Genomic DNA, 13,283 nt, shown 5'->3' with positions numbered 1-13,283 from the left:
GGGCCGACACCCGGCCAACCGCGAGGATTCGGGCTCATGCGCATACTCTGGACCCTGCCCTACCTGCCCTGGCCCACCACCAGCGGCAGCAAGACCCGGCAATACCACCTGCTGCGCGCCCTGGCGCAGCATGGCCACCGGATCACCTTGCTGGTGCAGTCGAAGGTTCCCTTGAGCGACGCGGCGCGAGAAGCCCTTGAACCCCTGGTGGAACGCCTGGTGGTGCTGCCCCGGCGTGCACTGCACAGCCCGCTGAACCTGTTGGCCTCGCCCATCATCGACTACCCCATGCGGGCCATCATCAATGGCCTGGCGCCCTGCCTGAGGCACCGCTTCGAGCAACTGCTGGACGAACCCTGGGACGTGATCCAGATCGAGCATAGCTACAGCTTCCAGCCGTTCGAGAAGGCCTTGCAAGCCCGTGGCCTGCCCTACATGCTCAGCGAGCACTACCTGGAATCGGTGATGGGCGCCGCCTGCCACGACCGCCTGCCCCTGTGGCTACGGCCGCTGAACGCCTTCGATCGCTGGCGCTACCGGCGCTGGGAGCAGCGGGTGCTGCGCCAGCCCACCGAGGTGGTGGCGGTCAGCGCCTGCGACGCCGAGCTGATCGGCCAGATCAGCGGGCGCCCGGTGAACGTGGTGGTCAATGGCGTGGACTGCGACCACTACCAGGACGTGCGCCCCACGCCGCATAGCCAGCGCCTGCTGTTCGTCGGCAACTTCGAGTACGGCGCCAACCTGGAGGCCATCGAATGGGCGCTGGAGGAGATCCTGCCCCAGGTGTGGATGAGCAACCCGGCGGTGCGCCTGGCCATTGCCGGCCACGCCCTGCCGGCCAGCTGGAAGCTGCACTGGAACGACCCGCGCATCGAGTGGGTGGGCTATCGCCCCGACCTGCGCGAGCTGCAACGGCGCTCGGCGCTGTTCTTCGCGCCACTGCGCCATGCCGGCGGCTCCAAGGTGAAGATTCTCGAGGCGATGGCCGCCGGGTTGCCGGTGATCACCACCAGCAAGGGCGCCTCGGGCCTGGCCATGAACAACGGCGAGCACTACCTGGGCAGCGACGACAGCGGCCAGCTGGCGCTACTGGTCACCCAGCTGCTCAACCAGCCATGGCGCATGTGCCAGCTCAGCGAGGCCGGGCGCCAGTTCGCCCGCCAGCGTCATGACTGGAGCGTCGCCGCCCAGCAGTTGGAGAACGTGCACGTGCGCCTGACCCAGCTGGCGCCGGCCGGCGCGGCGGCCGCAGGCGGCGTGCTAGCCAAGTAGCTCGCTGAACGGAATGAACGTCACCGCATCGCCCTGTTGCGGCGTCGTGCCTTCGAGTACTTCCACCACGCCATCGGCCCATGCCGCGCTGCGCAGCACGCCGGAGCTCTGGTTCTTGTAGATGCGCACGCGACCGTCCTCGATGCGCGCCCGCAGGTACTCGCGGCGCGTTCCGGCCTTGGGCCAGTCGAAGCCCGCCGGCACGCTGAAGCGCAGCGGCGCGACATGGGCCACGCCCATTCGACGCAGCAGGTAAGGCCGGGTCAACAGGCCGAAGGTGACCAGGGTCGAGGCCGGGTTACCCGGCAGGCCGATCACCGGCACGCCCTGGTAATGGCCGAAGGTCAGCGGCTTGCCCGGCTTGATCGCCAGCTTCCACAGCGCCAGCTCACCCGCCTCGCGCAGGGCCAGGCCGAGGAAATCGGCTTCGCCCACCGACACGCCGCCGGTGGACAGGATCAGGTCGACATCGCCCAGCCCGCCCAGGCACTGACGGGTACGCTCGAGATCGTCCGGGAGGATGCCCGCATCGACCACCGTGCAGCCCAGGCGTTGCAGCCAGCTGACCAGCAGGCGTCGGTTGCTGTTGTAGATCTGCCCGGGACCCAGGGCCAGGCCCGGCTCGACCAGCTCGTCGCCGGTCGACAGCACCGCCACCCGGGGCCGGCGCCGCACTTCAAGCGTACCGAAACCCAGGGTCGCGGCCAGGCCAAGCTGGATCGGGCCCAGCCGCGTACCGGCGCTCATCACCTGTTCGCCGACACGGGTTTCCTGGCCCTTGGGGCGCACGTTCTGCGCCAGCGCCAGCGGTTCGAGGAAACGCACCCGACCATCCTCGAGCACCTCGGTGTTTTCCTGCATCTCGACGCAATCGGCGCCTTCCGGCAGCGGCGCGCCGGTGAAGATCCGTGCGCAGGTGCCAGGTTCCAGGGGCTGTGGCGCATGCCCGGCAAAGATGCGTTGGGTCACCCGCAGCGGTTCGCCCTGCCAGTCGGCCAGGCAAAGGGCGTAGCCATCCATGGCGCTGTTGGGCCACGGCGGCAGGTCGAGGCCGGCCACCAGTTCATGGGCCAGGACCCGCCCTTCGGCGTCGGCCAGGGCCACCTGTTCGGTCTCGGCGATGGGCGCCGTGTCGGCCAGCGCCAACAGGCGCTCCAGGGCTTCTTCCACCGGCATCAAGGGCCGGGCCACCTCAGCCACGGCTGTCACAGGCCGCCGCCTGCTTCAGGTGCGGCACGAAATTGCACGGCCGATGACGGGCGTCCAGCTGCTCGGCAAGGATGCCGTCCCAACCGGTGCGCACGGCGTTGGTCGAACCCGGCAGGCAGCAGACCAGGGTGCCGTTGGCCAGCCCCGCCAGGGCGCGGGACTGCACGGTGGAGGTGCCGATATCGGCCACCGAGATCTGCCGGAACAATTCGCCAAAGCCCTCGACCTGCTTGTCCAGCAGGCACGCCACGGCTTCCGGGGTGCTGTCGCGGCCGGTAAAGCCGGTGCCGCCGGTGATCAGCACCACCTGCACCTGATCATCGGCGATCCAGGTCGCGACCTGGGCGCGGATCTTGTACAGGTCGTCCTTGAGCAGCACGCGCTCGGCCAGGCGGTGGCCGGCGGCGCTCAGGCGATCGACGAACAGCTGCCCGGAGGTATCGGTGTCGAAGGTGCGGGTGTCGCTGACCGTCAGCACGGCGATGTTCAGCGCAACGAAAGGGATATCTGCCTTGGCTTTCATGGGAGTCCGTCGCAGGGTAACTGGGAATGTGCGCTGTTATATCACAGGCCGCCTGCGGCGTTGTTCTTGGTCAATGCCTACGCGATGGCGCTATGCTGCACTGTGCAAGGAACTTGCGTGGACGCCCTGCGTCTTAATGACATCTAGCACCATCGCACTGGAGAAACACAATGATCCAACGGACCCTTCCCGCCTTCCTGCTTGCCCTGGGCCTGGGCGCCCTCGCTGGCTGCGCCTCGCCAACCGTCATCACCCTGAACGACGGCCGCGAGATCCAGGCGGTGGACACCCCTTCCTATGACGAAGACTCCGGCTTCTACGAGTTCGAGCAGCTCGACGGCAAGCGCACGCGCATCAACAAGGACCAGATCCGCACCGTCAAGGAGCTGTGATCCAGTCCCGCTTTTTAGCGCAACTCCTTTTTGCAACAAGGGGTTGCGTTGAAAAAAGCGATGCAGTAGCATTTTGGACATCGGAGTGTAGCGCAGCCAGGTAGCGCGTCTCGTTCGGGACGAGAAGGCCGCAGGTTCGAATCCTGTCTCTCCGACCATATCCCACAAAAAACCCGCCTCGAGCGGGTTTTTTGTTGCCTGCGAAAAGGTCAGGTGGCGCCCTGCACCAGGCAACACTGGACCCTGTAGGAGCGGCCTTGTGCCGCGAAAGGGCTGCACAGCAGCCCCGGGATTTCAGCGTTGTTGCAAAGATCGCCGGGGCTGCTGCGCAGCCCTTTCGCGGCACAAGGCCGCTCCTACAGAGGGCTTTGTTTCTCGCATGAAAGCGCAGTCCAATGGACTGCGACTTTTCTTACTCCGGCAACACCGGCACGTACAGCAGTTGCAGGCGCGCACTGCTCCACTCACGGGTCTTGTTGGTCAGCTCTAGGTCGTTGTTCAGCTTCTGGCCGTAGGTCGGCACGATCTCCTTGAGCTTGGCTTGCCACTCGGCACTCTTGATCCGGTCCTTGAAGGTCTTCTCCAGCACGCTGAGCATGATCGGCGCGGCGGTCGAGGCACCGGGCGAAGCGCCCAGCAGCGCGGCAATGCTGCCGTCCTCAGCGGCCACCACTTCAGTGCCGAACTGCAGCACGCCACCGTGCTCGGGATCCTTCTTGATCACCTGCACGCGCTGGCCGGCCTGGAGCAGCTTCCAGTCTTCGTTCTTGGCGTTGGGGAAGTACTCGCGCAGGGCCGCCATGCGGTCATCGAAGCTCAGCATCAACTGGCCCATCAGGTAGGTGCTGAGGTCAATGTTGTCGATCCCGGCGTGCATCATCGGGCTGATGTTGTGGGTGGTCAGCGAGCTGAACATGTCCAGCAGCGAGCCGTGCTTGAGGTACTTGGTGGAGAAGGTCGCGAACGGGCCGAACAACAGCACTTCCTTGCCATCGATCACCCGGGTGTCCAGGTGCGGCACCGACATCGGCGGCGCGCCGACCGAGGCCTTGCCGTAGAGCTTGGCCTTGTGGCGGGCGACCAGGTCGGCATTGTCGGTCATCAGGAACTGGCCACCGACCGGGAAGCCGGCGTAGCCTTCTGCCTCTGGAATGCCGGACTTCTGCAGCAACTTGAGCGCGCCACCACCGGCGCCGATGAAGACGAACTTGGCCTTGACCGCGGACTCCTTGCCGCCGTTGGCCAGGTCGGCCACCACCACGTTCCAGCTGCCATCGTCATTGCGCACGATGTCGCGCACTTCGTGGCTCAGGTGCAGTTGCACATTGGGGTTCCGGGTCATCGAGGCGAACAGCTGGCGGGTGATCTCGCCAAAGTTCACGTCGGTGCCGATGGCCATGCGGGTCGCGGCCACCTTCTGCCCGGGTTCACGGCCTTCCATCACCAGCGGCACCCACTTGCGGATCTGCTCGTGGTCCTCGGTGATCTCCATGCCGCGGAACAGCGAGCTGTGTTGCAGGGCCTCGACGCGCTTGTGCAGGAAGGCGACGTTCTCGTCACCCCAGACGAAGCTCATGTGCGGCACGTTGTTGATGAACGAACGCGGGTTGCTCAGCACGCCCTGCTCGACCTGGTAGGCCCAGAACTGCTTGGACACCTCGAACTGCTCGTTGACGTTGACCGCCTTGCTGATGTCGATGCTGCCGTCCTTGCCGACGCTGGTGTAGTTCAGCTCGCAGAACGCCGAGTGACCGGTGCCGGCGTTGTTCCAGGCGTTGGAGCTTTCCTCGGCGACCTGGTCCATGCGTTCGTAGACGTCGACCTTCCAGCTCGGTTCCAGCTCGGTGAGGTAGGTCCCAAGACTCGCACTCATGATGCCGCCGCCGATCAGCAGGACATCGACGGACTTCTGTGGCTCCGCGGGCTTGGAGCAGCCGATGACGCCCAGGCACAGGAGCGTCAGCAGGATTTTTTTCATTAGCTCAATCCAATTGAAGTGAAGGACTGGCAGTCGTTGCCCCCGGCGTGCACGCCCGGATGTTGTTGTTCTGGTCAGCAGGAGTCTTGCGGAATCGGGGCACGATCGCCTCGGGCCGTGGCCCGGGGCGCCGTAAAGCAGGGAGTGTGCCAGGTTGGCCTGGGCCAATGGCGCAGGGCTGTGGCGTGCTGGCGCAGTGGGCTTGGCCGGGGTGGGTTGGCGGCAATCCGCCAAATGGATGGGTACTTTGCCTGGGGGATGGCGGTTTTCCCCCGAACGCCTGTAGGAGCGGCCTTGTGCCGCGAAAGGGCCGTGCAACGGCCCCGAGATTTCAGTTTTGACGCGAAGATCGCCGGGGCCGCTTTGCGGCCCTTTCCGGCCGGTCCGACGCCTCGGCAAGGCCGCTCCTACTCAGGGATCGTGCAGGCTTGTCAGGCAGTCAATCGGGAAGTGACTTCGCCCAGCTGCCCCGACAACCCGTGCAGGCGCTGCCCGGCTTGCTCGGTATGCTGCACGGCCTCCTGGTTTGCAGTGGCGATGCGGGTGATCTCGACCAGGTTGCGCGAGATGTCCTCGGCGACGCTGGTCTGCTCCTCGGCAGCGGTGGCGATCTGCCGGTTCATGTCGCGGATCGCCTCCACGGCCGTGGTGATGCGCTGCAGCATCTGCCCGGCCTGCTGCACCTGCTCGGCGCCCTCCTCGCTGCGCTGCTGGCCGCTCTCGATGGCCTTGACCGCCTCCACCGCGCCCGACTGCACCGCCTCGATGATCTGGTGGATCTCGGCGATCGACGCCGCGGTGCGCTGGGCCAGGCTGCGCACCTCGTCGGCCACCACCGCGAAGCCGCGCCCGGCCTCGCCGGCACGGGCGGCCTCGATGGCGGCGTTAAGCGCCAGCAGGTTGGTCTGCTCGGCGATGCCGCGAATCACTTCGAGTACCTTGCCGATCCGCGTGCTGTCGTGCTCCAGGTGACGGATCACCGCTGCGGTACCGGCGATTTCGCGGTTGACCACGGCGATGGTGTCGATGGTTCGCTGCATGACCTGCTCGCCGGCCTGGGCGCTGTGGTCGGCCTCGTCCGCAGCGCGGGCGGCATCGGCGGCGTGGCGCGCCACTTCCTGGGCGGTGGCCGACATCTCGTGCATGGCCGTGGCGACCTGGTCGGTGCGCTGGAACTGGTCGTGGGTGCCGTGGGCCATGTCGCCGGCGATGCTGCGCAGCCGGCCGCTAGCGCTTTCCAGCTCCTCGGCGTTGTCCTTGAGACGGCCGACGGTGTCGGCGAGGAAGTCGCGCAGGGTGTTGGCGGCCAGCGCCAGGCGCCCCAGTTCATCCTCGCGGCGGCTGTCGACGCGGGCGGCGAAACGCCCCTGGCTGAGCTGGGCGACATAGTCGATCAGCTGGCGAATCGGCTCGACCAAGCTGCGGTTGACCAGCCACAGGCTGAACAGCCCGACCAGCACGGCCGAGCCCAGCATCACCAGCACGCCCAGCCACACCGTGCGCTCGGCGCTGGCGCTGATGGCGCCGGCACGCCCGTGGGCATCGGCGCGCAGCTGCTCCACCAACGCACTCATCTGGTCGCTGGTGGCACGGTCCACGCCCTTGACCGCCAGGTCGCCCGCCACCGGATCGCCGCCGGCGGCCAGAAACGCCTGGCGACCTTGCGCGTAGGCCGATCCCAGCTGCCGATGGCTGGCCTTGAGCTGCTCCAGGCGCGCCTTGAGCGCCGGCTCACTGCTGTCGATCAATTGCCCCAGCAACTGCTGCACCTGCTGCTCGCGGGCCTGGAACTGCTGCCAGTACTTGTCCAGTTCCGCCGGCTGGCGGCCACGCAGCAGCACGTTCTTCCACTCCTGCACCTGGATCTTGAACTGCAGGTTGGCTTCGTCGATCAGCTGCGAGGCACGCAACGGTCCGTCCACCAGCTCGGCATAGCCGCGCACGCTGGACGACAGGAACTGGAAGCAGACCAAGGCGATCAGCAGGATCGCCACCAGGCTGCCACCGAGCAGGGAGAGAATTTGCACTCTGAGGGATTTACGCAAGATTGCGGATCTCGGAACAAGGAAGAGGGAAAACGGCGCATGGCGGCACCGCCGACGGAGGCATCCTTGTCCTCGTTCGCTGGCCCGAAAACGCCGCCATCGGGCGATGGCAGCCAGGGCGAGCACCTGCGCAACCGCCGAGGCAGATAGTCTCAGGCAATTGCTACAGAATTGTTACAAAACGGTGACAGCCATGGCCGCTCATGCCGGGTTGAACTGCAGCGCTGCCAAGCGTGCGTAGAGTGGGCTTTGCTCGATCAGTTGTCGATGGCTGCCGACTGCCGCCAGTCGGCCTTTGTCGATCACCGCGATGCGGTCGGCATGCTGCACCGTCGCCAGGCGGTGGGCGATGACCAGCGTGGTGCGCCCGGCCATCAGCTGCGGCAACGCCTGCTGGATCAGGTGCTCGCTCTGCGCGTCCAGGGCGCTGGTGGCCTCGTCCAGCAGCAGGATCGGCGCATCCACCAGCAACGCCCGGGCGATCGCCAGACGCTGGCGCTGGCCGCCGGACAAGCCCACGCCGCCCTCGCCCAGCAGCGTCTGGTAGCCCTGGGGCAACTGGGCGATGAACTCATGGGCATGGGCGCCGCGCGCCGCCGCCTCGACCTCGGCCAGGCTGGCCTCGGGCCGGCCATAGCGGATGTTGGCCTCGACCGTGCCACGGAACAGCGCCGGCTGCTGGGCCACCAGGGCGAACTGACGACGCAGCTCGGTCGGCTCCAGCCCGGTGATCGCTTGGCCGTCGAGCAGAATCGCGCCGCCCTGCGGGTCGTAGAAGCGCAGCAGCAGGTCGAACAGGGTCGACTTGCCGGCCCCCGACGGCCCGACCAGGGCCACGGTTTCGCCCGGACGGATGTGCAGGCTCAAGCCATCGATGGCCACCGTTGTGGGGCGCGACGGGTACGCGAAACGCACGTCGCTCAGCTGGATGTCGCCCGTGGCACGGCCCTGCGCCAGCCCCTGAGGTCGTGTCGGGGCCAGAATCGCCGTCTTCGCCGCCAACAGCTCGGCGATACGCTCGGCGGCACCAGCGGCCCGTTGCAGTTCGCCGATCACCTCGCTCAGGGTGCCAAAAGCGCTGCCGACGATCAGGCTGTAGAACACGAAGGCGGCCAGCTCACCGCCGGAGATGCGCCCGGCGATCACGTCCATGCCGCCGACCCAGAGCATCACCCCCACCGCCCCCAGCACCAGCACGATCACCAGGGTGATCAGCCAGGCGCGCTGGGCGATGCGCCGGCGTGCCACGCCGAACGCCGCCTCCACGGTCTCAGCGAAGCGCGCCTGGTCATGCCCCTGATGATTGTAGGCCTGCACCGTCTTGATCTGGCCGAGGGCCTCGGCGACATAGCTGCCCACGTCGGCCACCCGGTCCTGACTCTGCCGCGACAGGCTGCGCACGCGCCGGCCGAACAGCAGGATCGGTGCCAGTACCAGCGGCAAGGCCAGCACCACGATGCTGGTCAGTTTGGGATTGGTGACAAACAGCAGGATCACCCCGCCCAGCACCATCAGCGCGTTACGCAGGAACATCGACAGCGACGAGCCGATCACCGATTGCAGCAAGGTGGTGTCGGCGGTCAGCCGCGACTGGATCTCCGAGCTGCGGTTGTCCTCGAAGAAGCCCGGGTGCAGGCCGATCAGGTGGTCGAACACCGCCCGGCGGATATCGGCCACGCAGCGTTCGCCGATCCACGACACCAGGTAAAAGCGGGCGAAGGTCCCCACCGCCAGGGCCAGCACCAGCAGCAGGAACAGGCCGATGGTCTGGTTGAGCTGGTGCGCCGAGCCGGTCATGAAGCCCTGATCGACCAATAGGCGGATGCCCTGGCCCATGGACAGGGTGATGGCGGCGGTGACCACCAGCGCCAGCAAGGCCAGCAGCGCCTGGCGGCGATAGGGGCGCACGAAACGCCAGCCCAGGTGCAGGGCGCGGCGCTGGCGGGGGGAGATCGAATCGGGCATGGCGAGGGGGTTCCATACGGAGACAAGACCAAGACTACCACTCGTCGGCCCTGTGCAACGCCGGGGAATGCGACACCGTCCCATGAACGAACAGGACGACAGTGACTATGCCCATTCGTTCTAACCTGCGACTGGAGCTTTACCGCCGTTTCTGTTGGACTGATCCGGCATGACGCCGAAGAAACTGTCACAGACCAGTCACGGCGAAGCGCTACCTTGAGCTTGAACCTGAAAGAGGAGACAGGACATGAGCTTGCAGCACAGCACCGACACGCCCAAGACCCAGAACCGTCCACAAACTCAGGTCTGCGGCTCGATCATCGATGCCCAGGGACGCGAGATCCCGATCACCGAGCAGATGATCCAGAAGGCCTGCAAGGACCTGGATGAGAGCCGGGTCGCAAAAGTCCGCAAGGCCTGACCCCAGAATTGCGTGCAACCCGGCGCTTGCGCCGGGTTTTTATTACCTGTCAACCTGGCCAGAGCAACTGCCGATCCTAGGACCAAGTTAACCTTCAGTTAATAAGCCCGGGCCAGCATGTTCCTCTTCAAAGCTCTGCCAAGGCGTCGACATGCGTGTTCTCCTGCTCTTCCTGACATTCCTGCTCGCCGGCCCCCTCCAGGCCAATCCTTTCGCGGTCAAACCGGACTTCCTGCCGGTCAACGAGGCCTTCGTCCTGACCCACGACCGCCTGGAAAACGGCCAGACGCGCCTGCATTTCCAGATCAAGGACGGCTACTACCTCTACCAGAAGCGCCTGAAATTCGACGGCCTGCCTCCTGAACAGCACCCGTCCCTGCCCCAGGCTGAAAACCACCACGACGAGTTCTTTGGCGACAGCGCGGTCTACCGCACCGAGCTTGAGCTATTGCTCCCGGCCAGCGCCAGCGGTGAACTGCGCCTGGGCTGGCAAGGCTGCGCCGACGCCGGCCTGTGCTACCCGCCGCAGACCACGCCGATTGCCCTCGGCGGTAGCGCAGCGCCAGCCGCCACTGCCGACCAGGCCAGCGACCAGGCCCTGGCCGGCACCCTGCAACAGGACAGCCTGGCCTGGAGCCTGCTGGCGTTCTTCGGTCTGGGCCTGCTGCTGGCCTTCACCCCCTGCTCGCTGCCGATGCTGCCGATCCTCGCCGGGCTGGTCCTGGGCAACGGCGCCAGCGCCCGCCGCGGCTGGTGGCTGGCCGGCGTCTATGTGTTGAGCATGGCGCTGGTGTATGCCGCCCTCGGCGTGATCGCCGCGCTGCTGGGCGCCAGCCTGCAAGCCTGGTTGCAACAGCCCTGGCTGCTGGGCAGCCTGGCCGGCCTGTTCGTGCTCCTGGCCCTGCCGATGTTCGGCGCCTTCGAACTGCAGTTGCCGGCCGCCCTGCGCGACCGCCTGGACCGCGCCGGGCAAGGCACCCGTGGCGGCAACCTGTACGGCGCGGCGTTACTGGGCGCCTTGTCGGGCCTGCTGCTGGGCCCGTGCATGACCGCGCCGCTGGCCGGTGCGCTGTTGTTCATCGCCCAGAGCGGCGATGTGCTGCAAGGCGCGCTGGTGCTGTTCACCCTCGGGCTGGGCATGGGCGTGCCCCTGCTATTGCTGGTGACCCTGGGCAACCGCTACCTGCCGCGCCCGGGCGCCTGGATGAACCTGGTCAAGGGCTTGTTCGGCTTCGTGTTCCTGGCCATGGCCCTGTACACCGTGCGTGGCCTGCTGGCGGAAACCCTGGTGCTGGCCCTGGCCGGCGCCTGGCTGATCGCCCTGGGCTGGGCCGCCTGGCCGGCCCTGCAGCGCCTACCCGCCTTGCGCGCCATTCCCCTGCTCGGCGCCTTGTGGGGTGGCCTGCTGCTGGTGGGTGCCGCGGCCGGGGGCAACGACCTGTGGCAACCCCTGCAGCCCTTCGCCGGCAAGGGCACCACGACAGCCCCGGCCAACGCCCACGACGCCTTCGTCACCGTGAGCGCGCCGGCCGACCTGCAACGTGAGCTCGACGCCGCCAAGGCCCGTGGCCAATGGGTGCTGGTGGACTACTATGCCGACTGGTGCGTGTCGTGCAAGGTCATGGAAAAGCAGGTGTTCGGCCGTGGCGATGTCCAGGCCAGCCTGGCCGGCGTGCACCTGCTGCGCCTGGATGTGACCGCCGACTCCCCGGCCAGCCGCGAACTGCTGCAGCGCTACCAGGTGCCAGGCCCGCCCAGCCTGATCTGGATCGGCCCGGAAGGCGACGAGCGCCGCGCCCGCCGTATCACCGGCGAGATCGACGCCGCCGGGTTCCTGCAACACTGGGCCCAGACCAGGAGCCAAGGCTGATGCTGACCGTCACCCTCGGGCCACTGACCATGGCCCTGAATCACCTGCTGCTGCTCGCGGCGCTGGGCATCGCCAGCCTGGTCGGCTGGCGGGTGGCCAGACGTGGCGGCGAGAACCCGGAGTCGGCGCTGTTCAACCTGTTCCTGCTGGGCTTGTTGTTCGCCCGCCTGGGCTTCGTCCTGGCCTACTGGCCGATGTACCGCGACGACCTGCTACAGGTCATCGACATCCGCGACGGCGGTTTCCTGCTCTGGGGCGGCCTGCTGGGCATCGTCCTCGGCACCCTGTGGCAGGGCTGGCGGCGACCCGGCCTGCGCCGCCCCCTGGGCTGGGCGTTGTTCAGCGGCGCGCTGTTCTGGGGCCTCGGCAGCCTGGCCAGCCACCTCTACAGCAAGGGCACCGAGCTGCCGGACATGAGCCTGCGCGACAACCGCGGCCAGACGGTGGCCCTGCACAGCTACCGCGGGCGACCGCTGGTAATCAACATCTGGGCCACCTGGTGCCCGCCCTGCCGGCGCGAGATGCCGGTACTGCAGCAGGCCGAGGACGACTACCCCCACGTGACCTTCCTGTTCGTCAACCAGGGTGAGACCCCGGAGAACGTCAGCACCTTCATGGCCACCACCGGCCTGACCCTGTCCCACGTGCTGTTCGACGGCACCGGCGAGCTGGCCCGCAAGGTCGGCTCCATGGCCCTGCCCACTACCCTGTTCTACAACGCCGAAGGGCGGCTGGTCGGCAGCCACCTGGGCGAACTGTCGCGCGCCAGCCTGCGCCACGCCCTGGAACCCTTCGAACGCACCGATGCACCCGCCCCACAAGGAAACTGACATGCGACTGAATGCGCTGCTGCCCCTGACCTTCACCCTGCTCGGCGCGCCCTTGCTGCACGCCGAAGAGCTGCCCAAGCCGATCCAGCAACTGCAGGCCAAGGGCGCCGTGATCAAAGGCAGCTTCGACGCCCCCAACGGCCTGCGCGGCTATGCCGCCGAGTACCACAACAATGGTATCGCCCTGTACCTGACGCCCGACGGCAAGCATGTGCTGGTGGGCAGCCTGTTCGACGAGCAAGGCAAGGACCTCAGTGCCGAGCCACTGGAAAAGCTGGTATACACACCGATGAGCAAGGCGGTCTGGGCGAAGATGGAAAACACCGCCTGGATCCAGGACGGCAAGCTGGACGCCCCACGCACCGTCTACCTGTTCAGCGATCCCAACTGCCCCTACTGCAACATGTTCTGGCAGCAGGCCCGGCCCTGGGTCGAGTCGGGCAAGGTGCAGTTGCGTCACATCATGGTCGGCATCATTCGCGAGGACAGCCCGGGCAAGTCCGCCGCGCTGCTCGCCGCCAAGGATCCTGCCAAGGCCTTGCAGGAACATGAGAAGGCCGGCAAGGCCAGCACGCTCAAGGCGCTGGACAAGGTGCCGGAGGCAGTACAGACGAAGCTTGAGGCGAACCTGGCGTTGATGGAAGAACTGGGCCTGGCCGCAACCCCGGCGATCTTCTATCAGGATGAACAGGGGCAGTTGCAGAGCCAGCAAGGCGCACCGCGGCCGGAGATGCTCGGGAAGATCCTCGGCAAGCGCTGAAAACCATCGCGGGGGCCC

At 66.9% G+C, this 13,283-nt stretch carries 11 protein-coding genes, 1 tRNA gene and 1 pseudogene; 7 read left to right on the top strand and 6 right to left on the bottom strand.

Going from position 1 to position 13,283, the window contains the following annotated elements:
• The first annotated feature begins 36 nt into the window (after positions 1-36).
• Positions 37-1,272 (top strand): glycosyltransferase family 4 protein, encoded by a 1,236-nt coding sequence (locus V0R62_RS08850; RefSeq protein WP_330103458.1) that lies wholly within the window; start codon positions 37-39, stop codon positions 1,270-1,272.
• On the opposite strand, the gene V0R62_RS08845 is transcribed toward V0R62_RS08850, so the two are convergent.
• The gene (locus V0R62_RS08845) at positions 1,261-2,481 is read right to left on the bottom strand and encodes a molybdopterin molybdotransferase MoeA (RefSeq protein ID WP_330103457.1); all 1,221 of its coding nucleotides are present in this window, start codon (positions 2,479-2,481) and stop codon (positions 1,261-1,263) included. The genes V0R62_RS08850 and V0R62_RS08845 overlap by 12 nt on opposite strands.
• Positions 2,465-3,004 (bottom strand): molybdenum cofactor biosynthesis protein B, encoded by a 540-nt coding sequence (moaB, locus tag V0R62_RS08840; RefSeq protein ID WP_330103456.1) that lies wholly within the window; start codon positions 3,002-3,004, stop codon positions 2,465-2,467. The genes V0R62_RS08845 and moaB overlap by 17 nt, the downstream gene beginning before the upstream one ends.
• A 170-nt stretch (positions 3,005-3,174) precedes the next feature.
• On the opposite strand from moaB, the gene V0R62_RS08835 reads away from it, so the two are divergent.
• Both V0R62_RS08835 and V0R62_RS08830 read left to right on the top strand, forming a co-directional pair.
• Positions 3,175-3,396, top strand: a complete 222-nt coding sequence (locus V0R62_RS08835; protein ID WP_043206706.1) for a YgdI/YgdR family lipoprotein — start codon at positions 3,175-3,177, stop codon at positions 3,394-3,396.
• Positions 3,397-3,477: 81 nt separating this feature from the next.
• Positions 3,478-3,554: transfer RNA gene (locus V0R62_RS08830), tRNA-Pro, on the top strand.
• A gap of 254 nt (positions 3,555-3,808) precedes the next feature.
• On the opposite strand, the gene mqo is transcribed toward V0R62_RS08830, so the two are convergent.
• The 4 genes and pseudogenes from mqo to V0R62_RS08815 form a co-directional block, all read right to left on the bottom strand.
• Positions 3,809-5,374, bottom strand: coding sequence for a malate dehydrogenase (quinone) (gene mqo / locus V0R62_RS08825; protein WP_330103455.1), 1,566 nt, complete (start codon positions 5,372-5,374; stop codon positions 3,809-3,811).
• 431 nt (positions 5,375-5,805) lie between these two features.
• Positions 5,806-6,510 (bottom strand): methyl-accepting chemotaxis protein, encoded by a 705-nt coding sequence (locus V0R62_RS26785; RefSeq protein WP_371263132.1) that lies wholly within the window; start codon positions 6,508-6,510, stop codon positions 5,806-5,808.
• A 228-nt stretch (positions 6,511-6,738) separates the two neighbouring features.
• Positions 6,739-6,849 (bottom strand): annotated as a pseudogene (locus V0R62_RS26780) (hypothetical protein); the annotation flags it as partial.
• 771 nt (positions 6,850-7,620) lie between these two features.
• Positions 7,621-9,384 carry an ABC transporter transmembrane domain-containing protein gene (locus tag V0R62_RS08815; RefSeq protein WP_330103454.1) on the bottom strand — a complete coding sequence of 588 codons (1,764 nt, stop codon included), beginning with the start codon at positions 9,382-9,384 and terminating at the stop codon, positions 7,621-7,623.
• A 247-nt stretch (positions 9,385-9,631) separates the two neighbouring features.
• On the opposite strand from V0R62_RS08815, the gene V0R62_RS08810 reads away from it, so the two are divergent.
• The 4 genes from V0R62_RS08810 to dsbG all read left to right on the top strand — a co-directional run bounded on the left by V0R62_RS08810 (position 9,632) and on the right by dsbG (position 13,265).
• Positions 9,632-9,805, top strand: coding sequence for a PA1571 family protein (locus tag V0R62_RS08810; RefSeq protein ID WP_330103453.1), 174 nt, complete (start codon positions 9,632-9,634; stop codon positions 9,803-9,805).
• A 151-nt stretch (positions 9,806-9,956) separates the two neighbouring features.
• Positions 9,957-11,675 (top strand): protein-disulfide reductase DsbD, encoded by a 1,719-nt coding sequence (gene dsbD / locus V0R62_RS08805; RefSeq protein WP_330103452.1) that lies wholly within the window; start codon positions 9,957-9,959, stop codon positions 11,673-11,675.
• A complete protein-coding gene (locus V0R62_RS08800; protein WP_330103451.1) occupies positions 11,675-12,505 on the top strand; it encodes a TlpA family protein disulfide reductase in 831 nt (276 codons plus the stop codon). The genes dsbD and V0R62_RS08800 overlap by 1 nt, the downstream gene beginning before the upstream one ends.
• A 1-nt stretch (position 12,506) precedes the next feature.
• On the top strand, positions 12,507-13,265 hold the full coding sequence (dsbG, locus tag V0R62_RS08795; RefSeq protein ID WP_330103450.1) for a thiol:disulfide interchange protein DsbG: 759 nt from the start codon (positions 12,507-12,509) through the stop codon (positions 13,263-13,265).
• Positions 13,266-13,283 lie beyond the last annotated feature (18 nt).

Origin of the sequence: Pseudomonas carassii, assembly GCF_036324045.1 — a bacterium.
Taxonomy (GTDB): Bacteria; Pseudomonadota; Gammaproteobacteria; order Pseudomonadales; family Pseudomonadaceae; genus Aquipseudomonas; species Aquipseudomonas peradeniyensis.
This window is presented reverse-complemented; position numbering and strand designations above follow the sequence as displayed.